The following is a 20911-nucleotide window of genomic DNA, read 5'->3' as shown; positions in this document are numbered from 1 at the left end:
GAGGGACCACGGCATGAGGGTTGGTATCACCGGTCACCGCGGGCTCAGCGCGGACGTTGAGGAGCGCGTACGAGGCATGCTGGCCGAGGCGGTGAAGGAGTACGACCCGGCCGACCTGGTCGCAGTGTCATGCATCGCGGACGGCCCCGACTCCTGGTTCGCCGAAGCCGTGTTGAAGCACGGTGGGAGCCTTGAAGTGGTCGTTCCTGCCGAGGAGTACCGCGAGAAGCTGCCGGACTGGCATCACCCGACGTACGACGCCCTGATGTCCCGCGCGGCCGAGGTCCACGAAACCGGCATGACCGAGTCGACCTCCGAGGCCCACCAGGCAGGGTCTGAAATCCTCGTCGGCCTGGTGGGTGAGCTGATTGCCGTGTGGGACGGGAAACCGGCGTGGGGGTTCGGCGGGACGGCGGACGTCGTGGCGTATGCGCAGCGGACCGGCGTCCCGGTGCGCATTCTGTGGCCGGAGGGCGCCAGCCGCTGACCGATGCGGCAGGGGCTGACCTGCCCGGCGATCTTCCCGTGCTCCGCACGTTGCGCGTCGTGTACAGCGATGACGACCGCCCCATCGAAGCCACCGTCATGGTCAAGGCAGGCCACCTCTACGAACTGCAATACGAGTTCACGCCCGAGCGACCGTCGACGGACCGGCCGCAGCCTGAAGAGCCTCCAGCACCCTGCCCACCGCCGCCCCCGCCTCCGCCCCCTTCCGCACCGCCGCCACCACATGCCGTACCGGCCGGTCCACGCCCAGTTCGCGCATCGCCACGCCCTCGCGGCGGGCCGCGGCCATCCGGGGGACCAGGGCGACGCCCATGCCCGCCTCGACCATGGCCAGGATCGCGGTCCAGCCGGAGGCCGAGTGGCCCTGGTGGGGGCTGAAGCCGGCGGACTCGCAGGCGCGGCGGGTGATGTCGGACCAGGGACCGCTGCCGCCGAAGATCCACGGTTCGGCCGCGAGGTCGGTGAGGGTCAATCCCGGGGCGGTGGCCAGGGGGTGGTCCGGGGGGAGGGCGATGTCCAGGGGGTCGGTCAGCAGGGGCAGACGGGTGAAGCGGGGGTCGGCCGCGCTCGGGGCCTCGGCGGCGAGGGAGAGGGCCAGCTCGGCCTCGCCGGCGGACAGGAGGTCGTAGGCCTCGGCGGCCTCTGCCTCCCGGACACGTACGGTCACTCCCGGGTGGGTCGCCCGCAGGGAACGTACGGCCGGTACGACGAGGGCGGGCACCGTCGTGGAGAAGGCGCCGACCCGCACCTCCCCCCGCCTCACCCTGCGCATAGGCCGCCAACGCCGCGTCGGCACGCTCCAGTTGCTCGAAGTCGACAGGGGCGGTGGCGGTCTGGTGCGAGGCCGTGGCCGCAAAGGTCCTTTCGGTGGTGGGTGTGCACCTACCGTCGCAGCGCCTGACCTGTCAGGTCCATCGAATCTTTTCGAGCAGTTGTTTCAGTAGAGCTGAACGATGGTCGGCGTCCCGCGCCCAGCTGCCCGGCCAGCGTCGCCCCGAACGCCAGTACCAGGCCGGCCACTTGGAGGGGCGTGAGCGCCTGCCCGAGGGCCACCCAGCCGACCACGGCGGCGGTCAGCGGGGAGAGCGGGCCGAGGAAGCCGACCTGGGTGGCGCTGAGCCGGCCGATACCGCGGAACCAGAGCCAGTACGCGAGCGCCGTGTTCGCCAGCGCCAGGTAGAGGTAGCCGCCGGCCGCACGGCCGTCGAGCGTGGGCGGGGCACCCTCGGCCAGGAAGGCGACCGGCGCGACGAGCAGGCCGCCCGCGGTGAGCTGCCAGCCGGTGAGCGCCAGCGGGCCGACCCCGTCCGGGCGGCCCCACCGCTTGGTCAGCACGGTCCCGGCGGCCATCGAGGCGGTGGAGGCGACGGCCGCGAGCACCCCGATCACGTCCAGGGCGCCGGCTCCCTTCAGTACGACGAGACTCACGCCGAACGCTGCGACCACCCCGGCGACCAGCGTGCGCGCGGCAGGCCGTTGCTTGAGGAGCAGGGCCGAGAGGCCCACGACGAACAGCGGCCCGACCGAGCCGACGACCGCGGCCATCCCGCCGGGCAGCCGGTACGCCGACACGAACAGCAGCGGGAAGAAGGCGCCGATGTTCAGCGCGCCCAGCACGGCCGCCTTCGCCCACCAGACGCCGCGCGGCAGCACTCGGGTGAGGGCGAGCAGCAGCAGGCCGGCCGGCAGGGCCCGCATCAGGCCTGTGAACAGGGGGCGGTCCGGAGGCAGGAACTCGGTGGTGACGGCGTAGGTGGTGCCCCAGGAGACGGGGGCGAGGGCGGTGAGCAGGATGGTCACGGGGCGTTTCATGGCCAGGTCCCTTCGGTTTTGGGGAGAGTGGGCGTCACGCCGTGACGGGCGAGGGAGTCGTGGCGCCGCCGTGGGTCACGGTCACCGACTGGGGGCGTACCGCCTCCGCCGGCAGCCGGCGCTCCACCCGGATCAGCAGGGCGGCGGCCACCGCCGAGGTGAGGACGAGGACGGCCCACGGCGCCCGGCCGTCCAGCGCGAGCAGGGACGTGAACAGGGACGGCGCCACCGCCTTCGCCAGCGACCAGGACATCTGATAGGCCGCCATGTACCGGCCGCGCACCGCCTCGGGCGCCGCGGCCACGGCGAGCACCTGGGCGGCGGGGCTGTGGATCAGCTCGCCGAGGGTGTAGACGACGACCACGGCGACCAGGGCGACACCCAGGACCGTGCCCGAGCTCGGGCGCAGTGTGCCGAGCACGATCTGCGCGGCGAAAGCGGCGGCGAACAGGGCCCCGCCCAGCGCCGCGGCCCGGGTGCGCCGGGCACCGGCCCGCCGGACCCGCGCGCCGACGAAGACGCCGGCCACCGCGCACAGCACGGTGTTGATGGTGAACGCGGCACCGGTGAAGACCGCGGGCCCGTGCAGCCACTCCACGACGAACAGCGGGAAGAGGACGGAGAGGGCCGAATAGCTCAGCGCGTTCAGGAAGTTGGCGCCGGTGACGACCAGGAAGGGCCGGTCGGCGAGGACGAGCCGGTATCCGGCGCCGGCCCGGCGCGGGAGGGCGGCCGGGGCCGGCGCCTCGTCGGCCGCGCGCACCGGCCTCAGCGGGCGCAGCAGCAGCGCCGCCAGCGCGAAGGAGAGGGCGTTGCCCCAGGCCGCGTACGTGTAACCGGTGCTGCCCGCGAAGGCGATGACCAGCGTGGCCAGCAGCGAGCCCGCTCCGTTGCCGGCGTTCTGCAGCGCGCGCGTCGACGCCTGCAGCCGGTCCCGTCCGGCCCCGCGCGCCACCTCGCCGATCAGGGACTGCTGTGCGGCGGGGAAGGCGCGGTCGGCGGCCGCGGTCAGCAGGGCCACGGCCGCGAAGGCGGCGAGGGAGTGGGCGAAGGGGAAGAGGGCGAAGCCGACGACCCGGACGCCGTAGAGCAGGTACTGCACGCGCTTCGCGCCGTACCGGTCCACGGCCGTTCCCGCGAGGGGAAGGGCGCCGATGCCCACGAGACCGGTGACCGTGAGCACGGCGCCGACGACCGTGAAGGACAGCCCGGTGACGCAGTGGAAGAACACCAGCGTGAACGGGACGTACATGCCGGTGCCGACGCCGTTGACCGCGGCGGCGACGGGCAGGGCCCACTCCCCCGGTATGCGTTCGCTCTCCCCGCTCTTCCGCTTCACGATGGCTCCCCCTTCGAAATGACTTGACGGAAAGTAGCTTACCTCTAAGCAACTTTCTATCAAGCTACTTTCTTGCGGGCGACCGTCCGGGCGGCGATACTCGGCACATGAGTGCAGGCCGGCAGCAGCACAGGGACCCCGTCGACGCGATCATCGAGCAGTGGGCGGCGGTGCGGCCCGACCTGGACACGAAGGCGATGGAGGTCTTCGGGCGGATCTACCGCCTCTCCCGCGCCATGGGCGACCGCATGGAGAAGGCCTACGCCCCCTACGGCATCTCGCGCGGCGAGTTCGACGTCCTCGCGACCCTGCGCCGCTCCGGCGAGCCGTACACCCTCTCCCCGCGCCAGCTCTCGGCGACACTGATGCTGACCACCGGCGGCATGACCGGCCGCCTCGACAAGCTGGAGCGAGCCGGCCTGTTGCGCCGCTCCCCCGACCCCCACGACCGTCGCGGCCTCCAGGTGACGCTGACCGAGAAGGGGCTGGACGTCATCGACCAGGCGGTCGGCGCGGGCCTCGCCGTCCAGACGGCGGCCCTGTCCTCCCTCGACGCCGAACAGGCCGGCCAACTGTCCGGGTTGCTGAGGGAGTTGCTCGCGGGGACACAGGGGGCGGAGCACTAGGCAGACAGCGGCCATCTGCCTCGCCGGACTTCACATCGCCGCCGCTTCTGCCAAGCGGTATTCGGTCAGCGCCGCCCCGATCTGCGCCGAGTCGGCCGAGTCGGCCGCCCAGGCCACGTATCCGTCGGGCCGCACCAGCACCGCCGTACGACGCTCGCTCGCCCACCGCTCCACGACGAGCCGCTCCTCGCGCCCGCCCTCGTACGGCTCCGGGGTGATCAGGACGAACCGGCCGCCGCGCAGGGCCTCGTAGAGGCGGCCACCGTCGGCCAGCGTGACGTCCGGGACACGGGTTCCGGTGAGGCGGTGGGCGCCACGGGGCGCGGGGTAGCGGTAACCGACGCCGGTGACCTGGCCGGCGACCTTGCGACGGGCCGGGGTCACGACGTCGAGGAAGGTGGTGAGCGCGGCGCGCGCCGCCAGCGTCCAGGGGCGCTTGGCCATGGCGAGGCGCACGATGCCGCCACTGCTGCGCAGCACCGCCTTGCCGACCGGGTGACGCTCGGCCTGGTAGCTGTCGAGCAGCTCCGGGTCCGCGTGGCCGGTGACGACCGCGGCGAGCTTCCAGCTCAGGTTGGCCGCGTCCTGCAGCCCGGTGTTCATGCCCTGGCCGCCGGCCGGAGTGTGCACGTGCGCGGCGTCCCCGGCGAGGAAGACCCGGCCGACCCGGTAGGCGGGCGCCTGGCGCTCGTCGCTGTGGAAGCGGGACATCCAGCGGGCGTCGTGCATCCCGAAGTCCCGGCCGAGCGCGAGACGGGTGATCTCCTTGACCTCGGCCAGGTCCAGCGGCTCCCGGTCGGGGACGTTGCGGCCGCGGTGCCAGCCGATCACCCGGTAGTAGCCGTCACCGAAGGGCGCGAGGAAGGCGAAGGCGTCGCCGACGGCGTTGACGGTGAGCAGGGTCGGGGGCTTCTCGGCGAGCCGCACGTCGGCGAGGACGACGGAGCGGATCACCGACTTGCCGGGGAAGGGCAGGCCGATCGCGTCCCGGACGGCGCTGCGCATCCCGTCGGCGCCGACGGCGTACGCGGCCCGCAGGCGCTCCGTCCGACCCTCGGGTCCGCGTACCTCCACAGTCACGCCGTCCGCGTCCTGGGCGAGGCCGGTCAGCTCGGTCTCGTACCGGAAATCGACGCCCGCCTCGACCGCGCGCCGCTCCAGCACCTTCTCCACCTCGTACTGCGGGAGGACGAGGAGGTGGTTGAAGCGGGAGGGGAGGGTGCCGAGGTCGATGGTGAGCCGGCCGAAGAGACGCAGCCGGTCCAGGGGCTGACCGACAGCCTCCAGGTCGTCGGCGAGGCTCCGCGAAAGAGGTGCGCGCGAAGCGCGTCCGTTGAGGGTGGTGGTGGGAGACGGGCGGGCGTCGAGCTGTTCGAGGGTGCGGGCGTGCAGGACGAAGGCGCGGGACAGGTTGCTGATCTTGTGCGGGCGCTTTTCGAGGACGGTGACCGGGACGCCGGCGGTGGCGAGGTCGCCGGCGAGGAGGAGGCCGGTGGGGCCGGAGCCGACGATGATCACGGGGCTCGGGGTGCTGTTGGTGCTGCCGGGGCGGTTGGTGTTGGTGCCGCTCATGATGGCCTCCTGATGCCAACGCTTGTTTGCCAACGCTCGTTGACGAGCGTAGCGACACCCCTCCAGGGGCGTCAACGCTTGTTGGCCTACGAATGTTGGCCTACGCTCGTTGACATGAAAGGCAGTGACAGCAGCAGCACAGATTCCGGTTCCGGCACCCGCCGCCGCTCCGACGCCACCCGCACCGCGATCCTCACCGCCGCCCGCGAGCGCTTCGCCGCCGACGGCTACGAGCGGGCCACCATCCGCGCCATCGCCAAGGACGCGCACATCGACCCGTCCATGGTGATGCGGTACTTCGGCAGCAAGGACGGCCTGTTCGCCGCGGCCGTCGCGCTCGACCTGCGGCTGCCGGACCTGACGCGGGTACCGCGCGACGAGGCCGGCCGGGCGCTGGTGACCCACTTCCTCGACCTGTGGGAGGAGAACGAGGAGCTGACGGCCGTACTCCGGGTCGGCGCCACCAACCAGGCCGGGGCCGAGCGCATGCAGGGCATCTTCCGGGACCAGTTGCTGCCGGTGGCCCGGCAGGTGTGCCCCGACCCCGAGCAGGTGCCCACGCGGGCCGCGCTCTGCGCCTCGCAGCTGCTCGGACTGGCCCTCACCCGCTACGTACTGCGCCTGCCGCCCACCGTGGCACTCCGCCCCGAGGAGATCGTGGCGTGGCTCGCACCCACGGTGCAGCGCTACCTGACGGCGCCCAGCCCCTGAACCTGCCGCGGGTCGGGCCGACCGGAAACGGGCCCGCTCTCCGTCGGCACGACAGCCTGAACATCACGCACAGCCGCCGTTCCAGCCCTCCCAAACGGGTAAGGATCGGACATTTAGTCCGACAGGTGACCGAGGTGAACGATGACGACGGCGACCATGCGTGCGGCGCGCTTCTCCCGTGCCGGCCGCCGATTGCGGGTGGAGGAGGTGCCGGTGCCGCAGCCAGGGCCGACGGAAGTGCTGGTCCGTGTCGAAGCCTGCGGGATCTGCCTGTCGGACGTACACATGATCGACGGCACCGTCGACTGCCCCCTGGAGGAGGTCACCCCAGGCCACGAGCCGGCGGGCACCATCGCCCGGGTGGGCGCCGACGTGCCGTACTGGCAGCCGGGCCGGCGGGTGGTCATGGCACCAGGGAGAGCTTGCGGCTCCTGCCGCCACTGCGGGGATGTCCTGGCCTGCCTCGCCCCTCAGACGATGGGGCAGAACTGGGACGGCGCCTGGGCGGAGTACGTCGTGACCCCCTTCCAGACGTTGGTGGCGGTACCCGACGGAGTGCCCATCGAGCAGGCGGCGATCTGCGCCGACGCGGTGGCCACACCGTTCTCAGGGCTCGTCGAGCGCGGTGGGCTGCGCCCCGGCGAGACCGTCGGCGTGTGGGGGGTCGGTGGCCTCGGCGTGCACGCCGTTCAGATCGCCCGTCTGGCCGGGGCGAGCCTGATCGTGGCCGTCGACACCCTCGACGCCGCCCGTCGGCGGGCCCTGGAGGCCGGAGCCGACCACACCTTCGACCCGGCGACGGCTGACGTCCGCGAGGAGGTGTGGCGGCTCACCGACGGCGAGGGGCTGGACCTGACGGCCGAATTCTCCGGCGTCAACAGCGCGCTCGACCAGGCGGTCTCCTGTCTCGGCCGGTACGGGCGGGCTGTCATGATCGGAATGTCGCCGGAGCCGGTCCGTCTCACCGAGAACACGATCCTCTTCGGCTACTACAACCACTCCGTCCTCGGCCACGACGGCTACACCCGCCGCCACCTCACCCAGCTCATGCGCCTGCTGGCCTCCGGCCGCCTCGACCTGTCCCGCTCGGTCTCCGACGTACTGCCCCTGGAAGAGGTCACCCGGGGTGTCGAGCGGCTGCGGACGAAGGAAGGCAACCCGGTCCGGATCGTGGTCAAACCGTAGCCGGGACCGCGCCCCGGCGTGCACGGAGAGCTCGTATGTCGGTGACCTCGTACATGCGCAGGCAAGGGACGATCTGCGCGATCATCAACGTGGTGATCAACTCGCTGATCACCTGGCTCGGCCATCGCCGGACGGGCTTCGTCCCGCTCACCGGGAACAGGGGCATCGTCGTCGACGTCTTCGTGACCTCGATACTGCTGTCGCTGCTGGTCTCGTTGTTCGTCTCCACAGCAGTGCGGCACGACCTCGATGCCGGACGCGTCAGGGCGATGGACGAAGCCCCCGGAGCCGGACGCGTGCTGTCGCGGCTGCCCGCACGATGGTGGGCTCTTGGCCTGCTGCTCGGGGTGGGGGTGGCCGTCGTCGCCACCCTCGTGTTGCGGCTGCTCGGTGCCCTGGGGCTGTCCGGTCTTGCCCCGGCGGGATTCGTGGCGTTCATGGCCGTCTACACCGGCCTGCTCGGGTACGCCATGACACGCTGGGTGATCCTTCGGCAACTGGCGGAGCGTCGGGCGAGTGCAGAGGGCGCAGGCGGCTGAGTTCTCACACCGGCTGGAGGCCCCCGGTGCAGTGCGCGGTCCGGTCCCTGGCCCGGAAAACGTCGAGGGCGCCGCCCCCACCGCACACATGCGGCAGGGCGGCGCCCTCGGCAGAGATCAGGTTCGCGCTCAGGCCTTCGCCTTGCTGGGCTTGGTCACGCGCGTCCTGGACTTGTCCAGGACCATCACCAGCCCGGCGATGACCACGAACAGTGCCACCGGAAGCAGCACGTACAGGCCCAGCGTCGCGCCGACGCTCAGGCCCGTGCCGGGGTCGTCACCGTCGTCGCGGGTCAGCGCGAGCGCGGGGGACGACATGAGCAGCATCATCAGCGTCGTACCGGCGGCCAGGGCGCCGGCGCGCAGGGCGTTCTTCTTGTCCACGCTCTCAAGTTAGCGAACGCCCAGGAAGGCCGCGCGTCCGGGGTCCCTATGCGGGCCCGCCCTCCCGCAAAGTCTCCAGCAGCGCCCTCAGTCGTGGCGAGGCCGTCAGGTCCTCCAGGGGTACCGGCCTGCCCTCCGCGTCGGCGATCGGCAGGCGCCAGTTCGGGTACTGGTCCCACGTGCCCGGCAGGTTCTGCGGGCGGCGGTCGCCGACGCCGTCCGGGAGCCAGACGCCGATCAGGCGGGCCGGGGTACGCAGCAGGAAGCGGTACACGCCCTGGATCTCCGCCTCCTCGTCGGATCCCGGGGGCCCGGCGGCCGGGCTGTCGAGCAGGCCCAGGCTGCCCAGCAGGGCGAGCCACTCCGCGGTGTCCGCGGTCGCCTCCGCGCGCTCCTCGGCAGCCGAGCGGATCAGCAGGCCGAGGCGGTCGCGCAGGCCGACGTGGTCGCCGGTGAGCCGGGCGGCGGTGGGCGGCAGGTCGTGGGTGGTGACGGTGGCCAGGCAGGCGGCGCGCCAGCGCTCGGGCGGCAGCGGGCGGCCGTCGCCCTCCCAGTCCCGCTCGAACCACAGCACGGAGGTGCCGAGCACCCCGCGCCGCTGCAGCGTCTCGCGCACCCCCGGCTCGACGGTGCCCAGGTCCTCGCCGATCACCAGCGATCCGGCGCGGGAGGCCTCCAGGAGGAGCAGGGCGAGCATGGCGTCGGCGTCGTAGTGGACGTAGGTGCCCTCGGTGGGCGGGCAGCCCCGGGGCACCCACCACAGCCGGAACAGGCCCATCACATGGTCGATGCGCAGGGCACCGGCATAGCGGAAGAGGGCGCGCAGGAGGTGGCGGTAGGGGGCGTGGCCGGAGGCGGCGAGGCGGTCGGGGCGCCACGGCGGCAGACCCCAGTCCTGGCCGCGGGCGTTGAAGGCGTCGGGCGGGGCGCCGACGGACATGCCGGCGGCGAAGTGGTCCTGCTGGGCCCAGGCGTCCGCGCCGCCGGGGTGCACGCCCACGGCGAGGTCGTGGACGATCCCGACGGGCATGCCGGCCTCCCGGGCGACGCGCTGGGCGGCGCGGAGCCGGCCGTCGGTGAGCCAGGCGAGCCGGGCGTGGAAGTCGACCCGGCCGGCCAGTGCGGCGCGGGCGCGGGCGGTCTCGGCCGAGCGCGGGTCGCGCAGCCCCTCCGGCCAGCCGTGCCAGTCGGGGCCGTGGGTCTCGGCGAGCGCGCACCAGGTGGCGTGGTCCTCCAGCGCCTGCCCCTCCTCGGCGCGGAAGGCGTCGTACGCGGCCTGCCGTCCCGGTCCGAGCGGGACCCGGACGACCAGCTCCAGGGCCTGCCGCTTCAGCTCCCAGACCGCGTCCCGGTCGATGAGGGCGCCCTTGTCGAGGACGTCGGCGCGCAGCCGCTCGGCGCGCTCCAGCAGCGCGCGGATCCGGCCCTGGTCCTCGACGTACGCGAACTCGGGGATCTCCTCGATCCGCAGGTGCACGGGGTCGGGGAAGCGGCGCGAGGAGGGCCGGTACGGGGACGGGTCGGTCGGGGTCCCGGGCACGGCCGCGTGCAGCGGGTTGACCTGCACGAACCCGGCTCCGGCAGTGCGCCCGGCCCAGTCGGCCAGCTCGGCGAGGTCACCGAGGTCGCCCATGCCCCAGGAGCGCCGGGAGAGCAGCGAGTACAACTGCACGAGGAGGCCGTAGCAGCGGGTGGCGGGGGCGGGCAGCCGGTCGGGGGCGACGATGAGGTGGGCGTGCCCGGTGCGCCCGTCGGGTGCGGTGGCGCTCACCCGGTGCACACCTGTGGGCAGCCCCTCGATCCCGTCCCGCTCCTCCCCCTGCTCGGTCTCGACGCGCAGCCGGGTGCCGGGCGGCAGCGCCGCGAAGGCGGCGGGCGGCCCGTCGGCGCCGGCCCACTGGACCACCGTCGGCGGCAGCAGCCGCGCGCGCAGCTCGCGCTCCCGTTCGGCGAGTGCGGTGCGGACGGCGTCCGGGGTGCTCGCGTCGATGCCGAGGGCGGCCAGGGCGGCGACCACGGCGGAGGCGGAGACCGCGACCGTACGGTCCGGGGCGGGGCTGTAGGAGGTGGCGACCCCGTGCAGCCCGGCGAGCCGGGACAGCTCCTCGTCCTCGCGCGCCGCGGCCATCTACAACCCCGGGCCGAAGGAGGCCGGGACCGGGTCGGACTCGCTGGTCAGCGGGGCGGCGTCGGCGAGCGGCGGCTCGCTGGTGAGGGGCTCGGCGTCGGGCAACGGCGGCTCGCTGGTCAGCGGCGCCTCGGCGCTCGCGCTCTCCGCGCTGAATACGCTGAAGGCGCTGACGGACGCCTCGTGGGTCTCGGCGGACGGCTCCGCCACGGGTTTCCACTGGGCCGGGATCGGAAGATGAGCCGGTGCGGCCACGGGGGCCTCCTTGTCGCTGGGTCGGACACCGCGGCTTGCGGTGGTCAGGGCAGGCCTACCCCGTGACGGCGAAGGCACTCTCCAGGACCGGCGGAGCACGGGTGCGCGCCCGTCGTGAACCGGCGCCGTCCGGCTGATCGATAGAGAGGGTGTGAGACTGTTCCGCCCCATGGGGGGCCAGCGGGAGAAGGACGGCGCGGGGGACGCGGCACTGCTGCGGGCCGTCGCGGCGGGGGATCCGGCGGCGATGGCCGACCTGTACGACCGGCACGCGGGGTGGCTGCACGCGCGGCTGACGCGGCGCTGCGCGGATCCGGAGGTCGTACGGGAGGTGCTGCAGGACACCTTCGTCACGGTCTGGCGATCGGCGGACGGGCACCGCGGGCAGGAGGCCGGCGGCTGGCTGTGGACCATCGCGGCGCGGCGGCTGGTCGACGCCCGACGGGCGCAGGAGCGGGCCGCGCGGGTCGCGGGACCGCCGCTGGAGCCCGAGCCCCATGGGCGGTACGAGCCCGCCGTCTCCGCGGAGGACCGTGTGCTGGCCGGCCTGGAGTACGGCGATGTCGGCACCGCCCTCGACCGGATCTCCCCCGAACTGCGCGAGGTGCTGCGCGCGACCGTCGTCGACGGGCTGAGTACCCGTGAGGCGGCCCGGCTGCTCGGCATACCGGAGGGCACGGTCAAGTCCCGTGCCCGGCGCGCCCGCGCCGAACTGCGATCCGCTCTCGCACAGTTGAACCCGTCCCCGCTGGGAGGCACGGCATGACCCACGGCAACACGCGCGTCTGGCACGCCTGCGACGACCTCGTCGCGCGCTACGCCGACGGCTCCCTTCCGGAGCCGGACGCGTGGTCTCTGGAGAAGCATGTGGAGGGCTGCGCGGGGTGCGCGGCGCGGGTGTCGCGTGCGGTGCGCGACACGGCGGCGGGGAAGGTGCTGGCGGACGTACGGGAGTCGGTGCTGGCGGAGGTATGGGAGTCGGTGCTGGCGGCGGCGCCGGGACCGGCACCGGTGCGGGTGGCCGTTCCGGAGGTACCACACGCCCCCGCGCCGCCCCGTCTCTCCCGGCTCCTGTGGGCCGCCGGGCCCGCCGTGCGCGGGGCGTGGCTGCCCGCCGTGCTGGTCGTGGCCGTGGGGGCGATGGCCCTGGGGTACGGGGGCGGGTTCCCCGGTGCGCGGGCGCTGCTGCTGGCGATCGCGCCCGTCGTGCCCGTCGTCGGGGTCGCCCTGTCCTACGGGCCGCACGGCGACCCGTTGTACGAGGTCGTCGCGGCCACCCCGGCCGGCGGGCTGCGGCTCGCGCTGACCCGGACGGCCGCCGTCCTCGGCGTGAGCCTGCCGCTGCTGACCCTCGCCGGCCTGCTGCTGCCCGCCTCTGGTGCCCCGGCGGCCGCGGCATGGCTGCTGCCGGGACTGGCGCTGACGCTGGGCTCGCTGGCCCTGGCCTCCTTCGTCGGTTGCCGGACGGCGGCCGGTGTCACGGCGGGGGGCTGGCTGTGCGCCGTGCTCGCGCCGGTGTCCGCGGCGCCGGTCGGCGAGGCCACCGCGCGGCTGGCCGAGCAGCTCTCCCGCTGCCTCGACGGCACCGGGGCGCAGGGTGCGTGGGCCGCGGCGACCGTCCTGAGCGGCGCACTGCTGGCCGCCCGCCACCCGGCCTACGACCGCCTGATCCGCCACTGACCACGAAGGGCGCGGTACGGCCCGGTCCTCGACCGCACCACCGGCGCCCGCTTCACCTGCTTCACCTGCTTCACCCCCTTGCGCGACCGTCCGGCGGCCCGCCCACGGCGGCCTCGCCGCGCCCGAACCACCGAAACGGCAGCCGCGCGACCGCTCTGCGGTCCGTGCCGGCCCCATCCCTGGAGACATCGTGAGTTTCATACGCGTGACCGGCCTGCGGGTCCGGCACCGCAAGACCCTTGCGCTCGACTCGGTCGATCTGGCCCTCGGCACAGGTGTGCACGGGCTGCTCGGACCGAACGGTGCCGGGAAGACCTCCCTGATCCGGGTCCTGGCCACGGTGGCGCAGCCGTCGGGCGGGAAGGTGGAGATCCTCGGGCAGGACAGCGCCGACCACCGCGGGCGGGCCGGGATCCGGCGCCGGCTCGGCTACCTTCCGCAGGAGTTCGGCTATTACCCGGGCTTCACGGTGCGGGAGTTCGTGGCGTACGTGGCCTGGCTGAAGGAGGTGCCTGCCGCCCGCGTCCCGGCCGCCGTGGAGCGGGCCGTGACCCGGGTCGGGCTCGCCGACCGCATCGACGCGAAGATCAAGACGCTGTCCGGGGGCATGGTCCGCCGCGTCGGCATCGCCCAGGCCATCGTCAACGACCCGGGCGTGCTCCTGCTGGACGAGCCGACCGCCGGTCTCGACCCCGAGCAGCGCGTGGAGTTCCGTGAGCTGCTGCGGGAGCTCGGGGTGTCGGCCACGGTGGTGGTCTCCACCCACCTGGTGGAGGACGTGGCCGCCGCCTGCACGGAGGTCGCACTCCTGGACCGGGGCCGGATCGCCTACCGGGGCACCCCCGAGACGCTCACCGCGCTCGGCACGGCCTCGGACGGCCCGGGCGACCACCCGATCGAGCGCGGGTACACGGCCGCGCTGCGGGCGCACCGGGCGCCGGGCACGGGCGCTCGGGAGGAGGTCCGATGACCCTCGTGGCCGAACCGGGGGCGCCCGTGCGCGCGCCCCATCCGCTGCGCGCCGAGTCGGTCCGCGGCTTCGCTCCCTTCGCCGGGGCGGCGCTCCTGCTGACGCTCGGCACGATGCTGGCCGGGGCCTCGGCCCGTTGGCAGGGCGGCTGGGCGGAGACCGCCGCAGAACTGCACACCGCGGTACTGATCACCGTTCCGTTCGCCGCCGCCGCGGGCTGCTGGCAGGGCGGCCGGGAGCGGCGGCGGCGTACCGAGGAACTGTGGGAGACGGTCGTACGCGCGCCGCTCGTGCGGTTGCTGGCGTCCGCCCTGCCGGTGGCCGCCTGGGTGGTCGCCGGCTACCTGGCCGCGGCGGTCCTCGCGATGCTCGCCACCTGGCCCTTGGCCCAGGGCGACCGGCCGCATCCGGCCCTGCTGCCGGGGGACGCGGTGGCCACGGCGGCCGCCGCGCTGGCCGGGCACGTGGCCGGCCGCGTCGTCCGCACCCGGCTGGCGGCTCCGCTGCTGGCGATCGCCGGGTACGTGGGGCTCGGCATGGCGTCGACCGCCCGGTCGGGCTCGGGCATCCACCTCAATCCCGCCTTTCCCGTCCAGGTCCCCTCGCTTCCGGTGTGGTGGCAGCCGGTGGCGATGGCGGTCTGGACGGGCGGGCTGGCCGTCGCGGCGGCGCTGGCGTATGCCGCCCGACGACGGGTGACGGCCCTGGTGCCGCTGGCCGCCGCGGCGATCGCGGGGGCGCTGCTCGCACAGACCGGGAACGGCCTGTGGCACCCGGACCCGCTCGTCGGCCGTCAGGTCTGCGACACCTCCACCACCCCGGCCGTCTGCGTCAACGCCCGGTACGCGGGCATGCTCCCGCAGGTCCGTGACGCCCTGTCGGGGGTCACGGACAAGCTGAAGGGCGTACGGAACCTGCCGGTGCGGTGGGAGGACCGGGACAGCGGCCCTCATGCCGACGAGGCCGAGCTGCCGAGTCTGACCCCGATCGGCTGGACGGTCGTACGGGGGCGGCTGACCTCGCCGACGCAGTTCGCGTGGGAGGCCGTGGGGACGCTGCAGGGGCGCGGTGACTGCCCCGAGAAGAAGTCGAACGCCCGGGTGCTGCGAGCGGACGACGTCGTGGCGAACTACCTCGCGCCGAGCCCCCAGCGGAAGTACTTCGACCGGCTGGACGCCCACGGGGACGCGTCCCGCCGCACGGAGCTGCGCAAGCGGCACGCCGCCGAGGCCGGCTTCGCGGCGATGACCGGGGACGAGCGCCGCGCGTGGCTGTCCGCGTACTTCGCCGCCCGTGGCGGCTGCGACCCGAAGGGGGTGCCGTCCCTGTGACCGGCCTCCTCCTGTACGCCCGCTCCCGCACCCTTCCGGCCACCCTGGCCGCCCTCGCCGGCACCGCCTCCTTCGCGGTCTGGGCCGCAGGCCAGCTGGACAGTTATGTGGACCCCGACCGCCGGGTGCCCATCGTCGCCCTGGCCCCCCTGCTGGCGGCCGCCGCGATCGGTACGAGTCTGTACTCGGCGTCGGACGAACTCGACCGGACCGCCGTACGCCCCTGGTGGCCGCGCCGGCTGCTGCAGCTGGCGGCGCTGAGCGCGCTGGCGGCGGCGCTGCTGCCGCTGGCCGTGCTCGGGCATCCGGAGGTCTTCGGTCCTCCGGCGGTGATACGCAACGTACTCGGCTGTACGGGGCTCACCGCGGCGGCCGCGGTGCTGCTCGGTGCGCGGCTGAGCTGGCTGCCCGTCTTCGGGTACGTCACCGGCGTGTATCTGGGTTCCGGGGGTGCCCATGGGCGCGCGGCCACGGTGTGGGCGTGGCCGATGCAGCCCGGCGCCCAACCGGGCGCCTGGGCGGCGGCCCTGACCGTGTTCGTGGCGGGCGCCGCCGTGTACGCGGTACGCGGGGCACGCCCCGAAGGGCCCCGTGGCTGAACGGTGCCGCTGAGCCACGGGGTGTGCAAAGGCCCGGATCGTCAGGCGGAGATGCCGTCGATCCGGGCCATGGCGTCGTCCGCGCCGTACGGCTGCAAGTAGGGCAGCCAGCGCGGGTCCCTATGGCCGGTCCCGATGATGCGCCAGGCCAGACCGGTGGGCGGGGCCGGTTTGTGACGCAGCCGCCAGCCCAGCTCGACGAGGTGGCGGTCGGCCTTGACGTGGTTGCAGCGGCGGCAGGAGGCCACCACGTTGTCCCAGACGTGCTTGCCTCCGCGGCTGCGCGGGATGACGTGGTCGACGCTGGTTGCGACGCCACCGCAGTACATGCACCGGCCCCCGTCGCGGGCGAACAGCGCCCTGCGGGTAAGAGGAACGGGCCCCCGATAGGGAACCCGGACGAATCGCTTGAGCCGGACCACGCTGGGTGCGGGGACTGTGACGGTTGCGCTGTGCATATAGGCGCCGGATTCCTCGAGGGAGACCGCCTTGTTCTCCAGGACGAGGACGAGCGCGCGACGGAGCGGTACGACGCCGAGCGGCTCGTACGACGCGTTGAGGACCAGGACATGCGGCACGGGTGCCTCCTTGGGCGTCGGCGGCGCGTGGCTCGCGCCGGGACGATCTGCAGTCAGTCTCCCCTCATGCCTGGTGGAAGCGCCACCATGTCCCGGTAACGGGCTGGGAGTGTTTTCGACCACACCTGATTCATCCCCCGGACCGTGGCCTGTTCAAGCCCGGGTGAGACCCGTCTCTCCTGTGGCCCTCCTGTGCGGAACGGCGTGGTGCACACACAATGCCCCGTTAGTGTGGTGGTCCTGTCCGTCCGGTGACCTTTTCGTGACCTTGACCGCCCACCGGAGCGGACCGCGCAGCACGTTGGAGGTACCTGCCGTGTCCTTGCCCGTCGCCCTAGTGGCCGCCGGTGCGACGCCGACCCCGTCTCCCTCGGGGTCGACGGCCCCGGCCGTGCCGACGCTTCAGGACGCCCAGGACAGCGCGACGAGCGCGGCGAGCTGGGTGGAGCAGAACTGGTCGACCTGGCTCGCGATGGGCCTGCAGATCCTGCTGATCCTGGTCGTGGCGTTCGTGCTCAGAGCGGCGGTGCGGCGGGCGATCACCAAGCTGATCGACCGGATGAACCGCACCGTGGAGTCGGTGGACGGCACCGCGCTGGGCGGGCTGCTGGTCAACGCCGAGCGGCGCCGGCAGCGCTCGCAGGCGATCGGCTCGGTGCTGCGCTCGGTGGCGAGCTTCCTGATCCTCGGCACGGCCGCGCTGATGGTGCTGTCCACGTTCAAGATCAACCTGGCGCCGCTGCTGGCCTCGGCCGGTGTGGCCGGTGTGGCGATCGGTTTCGGCGCCCGCAACCTGGTCACGGACTTTCTCTCCGGCGTCTTCATGATCCTGGAGGACCAGTACGGCGTCGGCGACTCGATCGACGCGGGCGTGGCCTCCGGCGAGGTGATCGAGGTCGGGCTGCGGGTGACCAAGCTGCGCGGTGACAACGGCGAGATCTGGTACGTCCGCAACGGCGAGGTCAAGCGGATCGGCAACCTCTCCCAGGGCTGGGCGACCGCCGGGGTCGACGTGACCGTGCGGGCGGGCGAGGACCTGGACCGGGTGAAGGCCACGCTGGACGAGGTCGCCGAGCAGATGAGCAAGGAAGAGCCCTGGAACGAGCTGCTGTGGGGGCCGGTCGAGGTGCTCGGCCTGGACAGCGTGCTGATCGACTCCATGGTGGTCCGGGTCTCGGCCAGGACCATGCCCGGCAAGTCGGTGACGGTGGAGCGCGAGCTGCGCTGGCGCATCAAGCGGGCGTTCGACGCGGCCAGCATCCGCATCGTGGGCGGGGCGACGGCCGTGGAGGACGTCGAGGACGTCCCGGACCCGACGGCCTTGGTCGCGGCTCCTTCGGTGTACTCCAACGCGGACTCGCCCCAGGCGACGACGGCTTCGCCGATCACTCCGCAGCAGCGGCCGGCCCCTAAGTAGGGCGTACGGGGGCGGATCGGTTCAGCACACTCGTTCGAGTGAACAGGTGGGGCATTCCAGCGCCCGAAGCGCCGCGGGTGCCCCATCGTTCTGCCGGGGCACCCAGCGCAGGCTTGGCCCGGCATCAGCGCGCCGAGGAGAAGCGATGGGTGCCGAAGCGGACGAAGACCACAGCGACGTCATCGCGCAGCCGTTTCTCCAGTTCAACAGCGCGGGGTTCCCGCTGGCGGGTTTCGGCATGGGCTTCCGCGCCGCGCACAAGGACGGCCGGACCCAGGCCCTCAACCGACGAGCCGCGCGATCTGACACAGCGCGACCGTGACGGACTCCTGACGCGCCCGGGATTCAGATCCTCACCACGACGGACACGACGGCCACCGAGAGCTGCACCGCGATGGTCGTCGTGGACCCGGCGGACTCGCCGTACGCGGCGGCGGACACCACCACCTGGAGCCTTACGGCGCGCCCCCGAGGTAACGACTCTGTTGCCTCGGGGGCGTTGTCTATTGACGCCCTCTTCGTCCTGGGCTTACGTTCCTCCCACCCGAATAGGAAAGTTTCCTAACAGTGATCTTCGGGCGGCCAGGTGATCAAGACTGGACGTCATGACCAGGCCACTGGGAAACTGGGCAGTTCGAAAGGCAGGTGTCGACCCCCATGGCAGGAACCGCCGGTACGCCGGGCACCCCTCGCGTGCTGCGCGCCATGAACGACCGCGCCGCCCTGGACCTCCTGCTGGAGCACGGGCCGCTGTCCCGCACCCGGATCGGCAAGCTCACCGGCCTGTCCAAGCCGACCGCCTCCCAGCTGCTGGCCCGCCTGGAACACGCCGGCCTGGTCCGGGTCACCGGTACCAGCGAGGGCCGGCCGGGCCCCAACGCCCAGCTGTACGCGGTCAACCCCACGGCCGCGTACGCCGCCGGGCTCGACGTCACCCCGAACCGCATCCGCGCCGCCGTCGCCGACATCACCGGCCGCACGGTCGGCGAGTACGAACTGCCCACCCCCGGCCGCCGCCCCGCCCACCCGGTCGTCCAGCAGGTCACCGACGCCCTCGACGGCGCCGTGAAGGCCGCCGGGCTGGCCCGGGACGACGTCCACCGGCTGGTCATCGGCACCCCCGGCGCCTTCGACCCCAACACCGGCCGGCTGCGCTACGCCTCCCACCTGCCCGGCTGGCACTCCCCCGCGCTGCTCGACGACCTCGCGGCGGCGCTCCCGATGCCGGTCGAGTACGAGAACGACGTCAACCTCGTCGCCCTCGCCGAACAGCGGCTCGGCGCGGCCCGCGGCCACAGCGACTTCGTGCTGCTGTGGAACGAGGAGGGCCTCGGCGCCGCCCTGGTCCTCGGCGGCCGGCTGCACCGCGGCTGGACCGGCGGCGCCGGCGAGGTCGGCTTCCTCCCCGTGCCCGGCACCCCCCTGGTGCGCCAGGTGACCAAGGCCAACAGCGGCGGCTACCAGGAGCTGGCCGGCTCCCAGGCCGTACCGAAACTGGCCCGCGAACTCGGCATCGAGGACCTGCCGTCGGGGCCGTACACCGAGGCCGCCACGGAACTCCTGGCCCGCGCCGCCGACCACGTGAGCGGACCCCACCGGGAGCTGCTCGCCACCTATGCGACCCGGCTGGCCACCGGTCTCGCCTCGCTCGTCTCCGTCCTCGATCCCGAACTCGTCGTCCTCAGCGGCTCCGCCCTGACGGCCGGCGGCGAGGTGCTGCGCACCCTCGTCCAGGCCGAGCTGGAGGAGCTGGCCGCGGCCCGCCCCCGGCTCGTCGTCGGCGACGTCCGTGAACACCCCGTGCTGCGCGGCGCGTTGGAGTCCGCGCTCGCGGCCACCCGCGACGAGGTCTTCGACACCTCGCACTGAGCCCCGCCCCCGCAGTCCCCCTCTCCTCACCCACCCCTGCCCCGGGAGACCTCGCCATGCCCGAAGTCATACCCTCCGCTGTCCGAAAGGCGGCTTTTGCCGTAACCGCGTCGCTCGCGCTGCTCACCACCGCCTGTACCGGCCAAGCCGGCAACTCGGCCTCTGGCGCCACCGACGACGCCTCCAAGGACACGACGATCAACTTCTGGCACGCGTGGAGCGCGCCGAACGAGGTGAAGGCGGTCAAGTCCCTGGTCGCCGGCTTCGAGAAGGCCCACCCCAACATCCACGTGAACGTCGTCGGCAACATGACCGACGACAAGATCAACCAGGCGCTGCGCTCCGGCGGCGACAAGGCCCCGGACGTGATCTCCTCCTTCACCACCAACAACGTGGGCAAGTTCTGCTCCTCGGGCGCGCTGGTGGACCTCAACCCCTTCTTCAAGAAGTCGGGCATCGATCCGGAGACGACCTTCCCGAAGGCGATGAACGAGTACACCCAGTTCGACGGCAACCGCTGCTCGGTGCCGCTGCTGGGCGACGCGTACGGCCTCTACTACAACAAGACGGCGTTCGAGAAGGCGGGCATCACCGCCCCGCCGAAGACCTGGTCGGAGTTCGAGGCCGACGCCAGGAAGCTGACGATCCCGCAGGGCGACAGCTACAAGCAGCTGGGCTTCATGCCGGACTACCACGGCTGGGAGTCCACGACCGAGCACTACTTCGGGCAGTTCTCGCCGACGTACTTCGACAAGGACGGCAAGTCCGAGGTGGCAGAGGACCCGGCGTTCGAGAAGGGCTTCACCCTGCAGAAGAAGCTCGTCGACGAACTCGGCGGCTTCCAGAAGCTGGAGAAGTTCCGGGCCACCCTCGGCGACGAGTGGGGTCCCAAGCACCCCTTCCACACCGGCCAGGTGGCCATGCAGATGGACGGCGAGTGGCGGCTCGGGATGGCGCTCGACGCCAAACCGAAGTTCGACATCGGCGTCGCCCCGCTGCCCGTACCGGACGACCAGGCCGACCAGTACGGCAAGGGCTACATCACCGGCACCATCGCGGGCATCGCGGCCACCAGCCACAAGCAGAACGCGGCCTGGGAACTGGTGAAGTACATGACCACGAACACCGACGCGGTGGTCGGCTTCGCCAACGACATCCACAACGTGCCCTCCACGCTGACCGCGCTGAAGTCCCCGAAGCTGAAGTACGACCCGCGGTTCAAGACCTTCCTGGACATCGCCGCGAACCCGAACTCGACCACGAGTCCCGCCTCGATCAACGGCGGTGTGTACCTGGTGACGATCCAGCAGTTCGGCTACGACTACGAGAGCGGCAAGGTCACCGATCTGAAGGCCGGTCTGAAGAAGACGGCCACGCAGATCGACACGGACATCGCGCAGGCGAAATAG

General features: G+C 72.9%; 21 protein-coding genes and 2 pseudogenes. 15 read left to right on the top strand and 8 right to left on the bottom strand.

Going from position 1 to position 20911, the window contains the following annotated elements; translation table 11 throughout:
- Window positions 1–13 precede the first annotated feature (13 nt).
- Window positions 14–487 (top strand): hypothetical protein, encoded by a 474-nt coding sequence (locus tag ACWC5O_RS16715; protein WP_450580634.1) that lies wholly within the window; start codon window positions 14–16, stop codon window positions 485–487.
- A gap of 20 nt (window positions 488–507) precedes the next feature.
- Window positions 508–633: pseudogene (locus ACWC5O_RS16710) on the top strand (GntR family transcriptional regulator); the annotation flags it as partial.
- Here the strand turns inward: ACWC5O_RS16710 and ACWC5O_RS16705 are convergent.
- The 3 genes and pseudogenes from ACWC5O_RS16705 to ACWC5O_RS16695 form a co-directional block, all read right to left on the bottom strand.
- Window positions 626–1319 (bottom strand): annotated as a pseudogene (locus ACWC5O_RS16705) (LysR substrate-binding domain-containing protein); the annotation flags it as partial. The pseudogenes ACWC5O_RS16710 and ACWC5O_RS16705 sit on opposite strands and share 8 nt — an antisense overlap.
- Window positions 1320–1389: 70 nt before the next feature.
- A complete protein-coding gene (locus ACWC5O_RS16700; RefSeq protein WP_450580633.1) occupies window positions 1390–2319 on the bottom strand; it encodes an EamA family transporter in 930 nt (309 codons plus the stop codon).
- A gap of 34 nt (window positions 2320–2353) precedes the next feature.
- Window positions 2354–3658 carry an MFS transporter gene (locus tag ACWC5O_RS16695; protein ID WP_450580632.1) on the bottom strand — a complete coding sequence of 435 codons (1305 nt, stop codon included), beginning with the start codon at window positions 3656–3658 and terminating at the stop codon, window positions 2354–2356.
- Between the two features lie 107 nt (window positions 3659–3765).
- On the opposite strand from ACWC5O_RS16695, the gene ACWC5O_RS16690 reads away from it, so the two are divergent.
- A complete protein-coding gene (locus ACWC5O_RS16690; RefSeq protein WP_450580631.1) occupies window positions 3766–4284 on the top strand; it encodes a MarR family winged helix-turn-helix transcriptional regulator in 519 nt (172 codons plus the stop codon).
- Window positions 4285–4314: 30 nt separating this feature from the next.
- Here ACWC5O_RS16690 and ACWC5O_RS16685 read toward each other — a convergent pair whose 3' ends face one another.
- A complete protein-coding gene (locus ACWC5O_RS16685) occupies window positions 4315–5856 on the bottom strand; it encodes an FAD-dependent monooxygenase (RefSeq protein WP_450580630.1) in 1542 nt (513 codons plus the stop codon).
- Window positions 5857–5970: 114 nt separating this feature from the next.
- On the opposite strand from ACWC5O_RS16685, the gene ACWC5O_RS16680 reads away from it, so the two are divergent.
- The 3 genes from ACWC5O_RS16680 to ACWC5O_RS16670 all read left to right on the top strand — a co-directional run bounded on the left by ACWC5O_RS16680 (window position 5971) and on the right by ACWC5O_RS16670 (window position 8291).
- Window positions 5971–6567, top strand: a complete 597-nt coding sequence (locus ACWC5O_RS16680) for a TetR/AcrR family transcriptional regulator (RefSeq protein ID WP_450580629.1) — start codon at window positions 5971–5973, stop codon at window positions 6565–6567.
- Between the two features lie 141 nt (window positions 6568–6708).
- Entirely contained in the window at window positions 6709–7752 is a 1044-nt protein-coding gene (locus tag ACWC5O_RS16675) for a zinc-binding dehydrogenase (RefSeq protein WP_450580628.1), read from the top strand.
- A 35-nt stretch (window positions 7753–7787) separates the two neighbouring features.
- Window positions 7788–8291, top strand: a complete 504-nt coding sequence (locus ACWC5O_RS16670) for a hypothetical protein (RefSeq protein ID WP_450580627.1) — start codon at window positions 7788–7790, stop codon at window positions 8289–8291.
- A gap of 129 nt (window positions 8292–8420) precedes the next feature.
- On the opposite strand, the gene ACWC5O_RS16665 is transcribed toward ACWC5O_RS16670, so the two are convergent.
- From ACWC5O_RS16665 to ACWC5O_RS16655, 3 genes are read right to left on the bottom strand one after another with little or no spacing between them, the layout of a single operon-like run.
- Window positions 8421–8675: a hypothetical protein gene (locus ACWC5O_RS16665; protein ID WP_450580626.1), complete on the bottom strand. Its 255-nt coding sequence runs from the start codon at window positions 8673–8675 to the stop codon at window positions 8421–8423.
- Window positions 8676–8721: 46 nt separating this feature from the next.
- A complete protein-coding gene (gene malQ / locus ACWC5O_RS16660; protein WP_450580625.1) occupies window positions 8722–10803 on the bottom strand; it encodes a 4-alpha-glucanotransferase in 2082 nt (693 codons plus the stop codon).
- Entirely contained in the window at window positions 10804–11058 is a 255-nt protein-coding gene (locus tag ACWC5O_RS16655) for a hypothetical protein (protein WP_450580624.1), read from the bottom strand. It abuts the gene before it with no gap.
- A gap of 169 nt (window positions 11059–11227) precedes the next feature.
- Between ACWC5O_RS16655 and ACWC5O_RS16650 the strand changes: the two genes are divergently transcribed.
- From ACWC5O_RS16650 to ACWC5O_RS16630, 5 genes are all read left to right on the top strand, one after another.
- The gene (locus tag ACWC5O_RS16650) at window positions 11228–11824 is read left to right on the top strand and encodes an RNA polymerase sigma factor (RefSeq protein WP_450580623.1); all 597 of its coding nucleotides are present in this window, start codon (window positions 11228–11230) and stop codon (window positions 11822–11824) included.
- Window positions 11821–12738, top strand: coding sequence for a zf-HC2 domain-containing protein (locus tag ACWC5O_RS16645; protein ID WP_450580622.1), 918 nt, complete (start codon window positions 11821–11823; stop codon window positions 12736–12738). Before ACWC5O_RS16650 ends, ACWC5O_RS16645 begins: the two co-directional genes overlap by 4 nt.
- Window positions 12739–12928: 190 nt before the next feature.
- A complete protein-coding gene (locus tag ACWC5O_RS16640) occupies window positions 12929–13708 on the top strand; it encodes an ABC transporter ATP-binding protein (protein WP_450580621.1) in 780 nt (259 codons plus the stop codon).
- Window positions 13705–15039: a hypothetical protein gene (locus ACWC5O_RS16635; RefSeq protein WP_450580620.1), complete on the top strand. Its 1335-nt coding sequence runs from the start codon at window positions 13705–13707 to the stop codon at window positions 15037–15039. Before ACWC5O_RS16640 ends, ACWC5O_RS16635 begins: the two co-directional genes overlap by 4 nt.
- Entirely contained in the window at window positions 15036–15638 is a 603-nt protein-coding gene (locus tag ACWC5O_RS16630) for a hypothetical protein (RefSeq protein WP_450580619.1), read from the top strand. Before ACWC5O_RS16635 ends, ACWC5O_RS16630 begins: the two co-directional genes overlap by 4 nt.
- Before the next feature lie 41 nt (window positions 15639–15679).
- Here the strand turns inward: ACWC5O_RS16630 and ACWC5O_RS16625 are convergent, their stop codons facing one another.
- Window positions 15680–16216: an HNH endonuclease gene (locus ACWC5O_RS16625; protein ID WP_070027169.1), complete on the bottom strand. Its 537-nt coding sequence runs from the start codon at window positions 16214–16216 to the stop codon at window positions 15680–15682.
- A 316-nt stretch (window positions 16217–16532) separates the two neighbouring features.
- Between ACWC5O_RS16625 and ACWC5O_RS16620 the strand changes: the two genes are divergently transcribed.
- From ACWC5O_RS16620 to ACWC5O_RS16605, 4 genes are all read left to right on the top strand, one after another.
- Entirely contained in the window at window positions 16533–17633 is a 1101-nt protein-coding gene (locus ACWC5O_RS16620) for a mechanosensitive ion channel family protein (RefSeq protein WP_450580618.1), read from the top strand.
- Between the two features lie 145 nt (window positions 17634–17778).
- Entirely contained in the window at window positions 17779–17955 is a 177-nt protein-coding gene (locus ACWC5O_RS16615) for a hypothetical protein (protein ID WP_450580617.1), read from the top strand.
- Window positions 17956–18290: 335 nt separating this feature from the next.
- Window positions 18291–19502 (top strand): ROK family transcriptional regulator, encoded by a 1212-nt coding sequence (locus ACWC5O_RS16610; protein ID WP_450580616.1) that lies wholly within the window; start codon window positions 18291–18293, stop codon window positions 19500–19502.
- 56 nt (window positions 19503–19558) lie between these two features.
- Window positions 19559–20911, top strand: coding sequence for an ABC transporter substrate-binding protein (locus ACWC5O_RS16605; RefSeq protein WP_450580615.1), 1353 nt, complete (start codon window positions 19559–19561; stop codon window positions 20909–20911).

The organism is Streptomyces sp. NPDC001450 (assembly GCF_053597295.1).
Note: the sequence above shows the minus strand (reverse complement) of the source record. Positions and strands in the feature narration are given on the sequence as shown.